General features: G+C 65.0%; 4 protein-coding genes. All 4 read right to left on the bottom strand.

Annotated features, from left to right (window positions below; all coding sequences use genetic code 11):
• A partial coding sequence (locus G3O06_RS46620) for a trypsin-like peptidase domain-containing protein (RefSeq protein WP_205820122.1) occupies window positions 1-1,062 on the bottom strand: 1,062 nt, incomplete at its 3' end.
• 336 nt (window positions 1,063-1,398) lie between these two features.
• A complete protein-coding gene (locus G3O06_RS46615) occupies window positions 1,399-2,301 on the bottom strand; it encodes a hypothetical protein (protein ID WP_205820121.1) in 903 nt (300 codons plus the stop codon).
• Window positions 2,302-2,388: 87 nt separating this feature from the next.
• On the bottom strand, window positions 2,389-3,234 hold the full coding sequence (locus G3O06_RS46610; RefSeq protein WP_205820120.1) for a CPBP family intramembrane glutamic endopeptidase: 846 nt from the start codon (window positions 3,232-3,234) through the stop codon (window positions 2,389-2,391).
• Window positions 3,235-3,662: 428 nt separating this feature from the next.
• A partial coding sequence (locus G3O06_RS46605) for a PLP-dependent aminotransferase family protein (protein WP_205820119.1) occupies window positions 3,663-4,782 on the bottom strand: 1,120 nt, incomplete at its 5' end.

The following is a 4,782-nucleotide window of genomic DNA, read 5'->3' as shown; positions in this document are numbered from 1 at the left end:
ACCGGGCGCGACGCCGTTGACGAGCGCGCCCGCCGGACGCGGCAGCCCGAACGCGGCGGCCAGCCCGATGCCGACGTCCTGCACGTCGACGCCGATCGCATTGCCGGAAGACGACTCGCCCGGCGCCTGGGACTGCTGCGCCTGCGCCTGAGCCTGCATCTGCTTCTGCAGTTGCGCGCGCACCTTTGCGGCAAACGCGATCGGAATCGCGAACGTCATGCTCGCGTAGCGATCGGTGCCCGTATAGACCTGCACCGCGATGCCGATCACGTCGCCCGCGCGATTGAACACGGGGCCGCCCGAGTTGTCCGGGTTCGGCGCGATGTCGGTTTCGAAGAACGGAAACGCGCTGCCGTCCGGCAGCCGGTGCGACGTCGCGCTGACGATGCCGGCCGTGACCGTGTTGCCCGATCCGTCCGGCGCGCCGATCGTCATCACCGGTTCGCCCGCGCGTACCTTCGACGAATCGCCGACGCGCACGAACGGCAGCTTCGTCGCGTTGACGCGCAGCACGGCAACGTCGCTTTGCGGATCGACGGCCAGCACGGTCGCCTTGAATTCGCGGCGGTCGGTGAGCCGCACCGTCACGTCGGTCGCATCGTCGACCACGTGGGCCGAGGTCAGAATCAGACCGTCGGCGCTCACGATGAAACCCGAGCCGCTGCCCGATACCGCGCGCGGCGCCGTGTCGGGTGCCGGTGCCGGTGCTTGAGCCTGAGCCTGAGCCTGCGGGCCCTGCGCGGGCGGCGGTGCGTCGCGCCGGAAGAACGCGGCAAGCGGATCGTCGGGATCGAGGATCGCGAAGGACGGGCCGCCCGTCTGCTGGTCGGGTGCGGCGGTCATGACGGTCACGACCGCCGGGCCGTAGCGGTCGACGATCGCCGGAAAATCGACCGGCATCGCGTAAGGTGCGGCAGCCGGCCGCTGCTTCAAGGTGTGCGGCGTAACGGGCGGCGAGAGGGTTCCGGCAAGGACGGCCGGCGAGGGCAACAAACAGCCGGCAAACACGCCCCCGATCAACGCGGTGCGAAGCACGGCGCGAGCAAGCGTCTGGCGAACCACGGTGCACCTCCCCCGGGAGTCGCGGCGACGACATGCGCGAGACGCGCAGGCACCCGACAAGCACCGGTACACGCATCCATTTATAGTCCACTCGGCCTGTTCGAACATACGAATCGAAACCCGAATGCCGGGCGGCGCGGCAAGCGCGGAGCCGCTACGGCATTCGTTTCGAACAAAGTGCGCGGTTCGTCAATCCGCACATCCACCACGCATCGACACGCGCGCAAGCGCCGGATCATTGCCGGCAGTCGCGAGCGTCATCGTTGCGGTCTGCTACGGATCGTCCGCCTGTCACGCGTCACCGACAGGCGGCACGCACGCGTGCGCCGGCCCGGTTCAGTGGCACGAGAGGATCACCACCCCGCCAACCCCTTGCGTGTTCGGCAACGCAGCCGAGTAACCCACAGCCACCAGCGGCTGCGTCGCGTCATGTCCGACGACGATCGACTGAATCGTCGCAGGCCCGGTGGTCTTCAGCACACCGTTCAATGGCACCTGCGTGTACGTCAGCCCGTATTGAGCCGTCGCCTGCTTGATCGACAGGTTCAGCGTGGTGAGCTGGCGGGTGCCCGGATCCAGCGTGGCCGAACTCGAAACGAGGGTACCGGCCGTGCTGCCGTCGTTGCTCGCCACCGTGTCGGCAATCACCTGGGTACATGCAAGCGGGCCACCCGTTGCAGGTAACGACAGCGGCGTACCGACCGCGTAGTGAACGCCTTGCGTATCGGTATAGGTATTGCCGTCGGTATCCATCGCTCGATTCCAGCGGCCGATCGCAACATCGGTACCGACGCCCTGGATATCGGTGACGGCGCCATGGTCGAGCCCGAGGCAATCGGTCGCCGCAGACGACGATGCCAGCGTCGTGAACGCGCCGCTTCCCTGTTGCACCAGGCTCGCGGCAGGCACACCGGCGGCCGTCATGTTGCGGTTCTTCGCGTATTCGCTCGGCAGATTCGGCACCACGAGCACCGCCAGCTGACCGTTATTCGCCGTGACCGGAGACGCGGCACCCGAGTAGCTGAAGTTGCCGTTCGGTCGGCATGCCGCCTGGACTGACGGTTGCGGGGACGCATTCGCCGGTGGAACCGCAGGCGACGCGGTAGCCGGCGTCCCGCCCGTAGTGTTGCTCGACGCGTTGCTTCCCGTATTGGCGGCGCCGTCATCGCCACCGCCGCATGCCGTCAGCAGCAACGCAGTACTTGCCACACCTGCCAACCAGACCTGCTTTCCCCACATGACTTGCCTCGTTTTCTCGTTTTGGATAACTACCGCGCAACACCAGCATCCCGTGAATTCACAGGAACGCTTGCCAATACAACGTTCTCAACGCAAGCCGTTGCTGCCCGACGCGCTTGCTTGAGCCAATCTCAGCGCATCGAGCGACTTGACCAGAAGACACGCGCCGATCACCCCTGCCGCGAGCGCGCCGAACCACCACGATGTGGGCCAGACGGCCAACAGGCTCTCCCTGGAAAATTCGAATGGCGTTTTCAGCGCGACGATCACCACGACGGTGTTGTAGCAGGCGTGGATCAGGATGCCCGGCAGCAGCGACCGGGTGGCCGCGTACAGTTTCCCGATCAACAATCCGAGTCCGAATGCCAGGACGAACTGATACACGTTCAGGTGTGCAAGACCGAACACGGCGGCCGAATGCGCGATGGCCGTTCCCGTCGGATACTGTTGCAGAAAGCTGCGCAGCATCACGCCGCGAAACAGCATTTCTTCAAGTAGCGGCGCAATCAGGCAGGTCAACACGATCAGGCCAAGCCCGCCGTTCGTGTAAACCTCGCGAGCGTCATATCCGCTTCCGCCCCAAGGGAAAAACTGCCCGACGCCGACTTCGATCACGCTGACCGCCACGATCAATCCCGGCGTCATCAGCAAGATCGGGACGAAAAATCGTCCGAGCGTCGATCGCCAGGAATCGACGCTGTCATGCAGCAGGCTTCGGTAGGTCAATTTGCCGTGGTGAAGCAGCACCGTAAATACGAGCCCGTTCGCGAGAACCCGGCCGATGCTGGCAATCGCCATGGGTTGAAGCCCGGCGCTTCGGCTGATCGACCAGATGATCGAATTCATCAGGTACTCGATCATGATCAGCACGACGACGATAAAAAATGCTTCCAGCAAACTCGGGAAGCAATAGCGGTGCGAATCGGATCTCATCGAGATTGATATAGTTTTTTTAACGGCATCCGTGATGACCACGGTCTCGGTTGTCTGCCGCGGACCTCGCGACGCTCAGTATTATTATTTCTCCGGGCAATGCCAACGTGGCTCGTCACGGCTCTCCAGACCATCGCCTTCTGGAGTCGATTCATTACGGAAACCATCGATCACGGTATACAAAACCGGGGCGGCGTGAACGGCCGCGCATTAATCCACGAAAAGTAACCGTTTGTTACGGTGAATTCATCGTCGCTCATCCCATTAGCACTTGCAAGCACCGTTGACCATTTTTGACGATCAAGACCGCAGCACGTTCAGCCCGGGGAGCAAGACCAAAAATCGACGAATATCAACCTTGTTTTTAAAAATTTAATATTTAAAAGGTTAAGAAAATATATTGCGGCGATTGAACGGCGAGTCCCGCCTCAATCCCCGCCCACCCGCTCCGCGATCGCCGACAGCATCCGCAACATCGGCTCGAACGCGTCGGCCGACGTATTGCCGAAACCGAGCACGAGCCCGTTGCCCGCCGATGCCGCATCGATCGAAAAACCCGACAGCGGGAACGGCCCGATGCCGTGCGCACGCGCCGCGTCGACGATCGCGCGATCGCGGTAGCGCGCCGGCAGCCGCAGTGCGAGATGCAGCCCGCACGGCCCGCCCTCGATCTGATGCGGCACGCTCAGGCTGCCGTCGAGCGCGGCGAGCAGCAAGCGCCGCCGGTCGCGGTACAGCCGGCGCATGCGGCCGAGATGGCGGCCGTACTCGCCCGTCTCGATGAAATCGGCCAGCGCGAGCTGCACGTGACGCGTTCCGCCGCGCAGCATCTCCGGCAGCACCGGCCGCACCGCGGCCAGCAGCGCGTCGGGCAGCACGAGAAAACCGATCCGCAGCGCCGGAAACATCGTCTTGCTGAACGAGCCGAGATAGACGACGGGCGAATCGGGCGCGAGCCCGTGCATCGCGCCGATCGGCTCGCCGGTGTGACGGAATTCGCTGTCGTAGTCGTCCTCGATGATCCACGCGCGATGCCGGCGCGCCGCATCGATCAGCGCGAGCCGGCGCGAGATCGACAGCACGGCGCCGGTCGGGAACTGGTTCGACGGCGTCGTATAGACGAGGCGCGGCGTCCGCTCGCGCCAGTCGTCTTCTTCCGTGCGCAGCCCTTCCGCGTCGACCGGCATCGGCACGACGTCGAGGTCGGCCGCCTGCATCGCGGTGCGCGCACCGCGATAGCCGGGCTCTTCGACCCACACCGTATCGCCCGGGTTCGTCAGCAACTGCGCGCACAGCGCGATCGCGCCCTGTGCGCCTTCCGTGATCACGATCTGCTCGGGATCGCAGCGCACGCCGCGGGTCACGGCCAGGTGGCGCGCGATCGATTCGCGCAGCGCGGGCTCGCCGAGCGGATCGCCATAGCCGAGCAGGTCGCGGCCGGCGCGGCGCAGCGCGCGGTCGATCGCGTGGCGCCACGCGTCCACCGGAAAATGCGTCAGCGCGGGCACGCCCGGCCGGAAGCCCTCCGATTCGCCGGTGCCGATGCGA

The sequence above is a fragment of the Burkholderia sp. Ac-20345 genome, assembly GCF_017104825.1.
Taxonomy (GTDB): Bacteria; Pseudomonadota; Gammaproteobacteria; order Burkholderiales; family Burkholderiaceae; genus Burkholderia; species Burkholderia lata_B.
The sequence above is the reverse complement of the archived record's forward strand: the minus strand, read 5'-3'. Positions and strand labels throughout refer to the sequence as shown.

Bases quoted from the DNA above. Each gene is read 5' to 3' on its own strand.
- G3O06_RS46615 (WP_205820121.1), bottom strand. From the start codon at position 2,301: ATGTGGGGAAAGCAGGTCTGGTTGGCAGGTGTGGCAAGTACTGCGTTG.
- G3O06_RS46610 (WP_205820120.1), bottom strand. From the start codon at position 3,234: ATGAGATCCGATTCGCACCGCTATTGCTTCCCGAGTTTGCTGGAAGCA.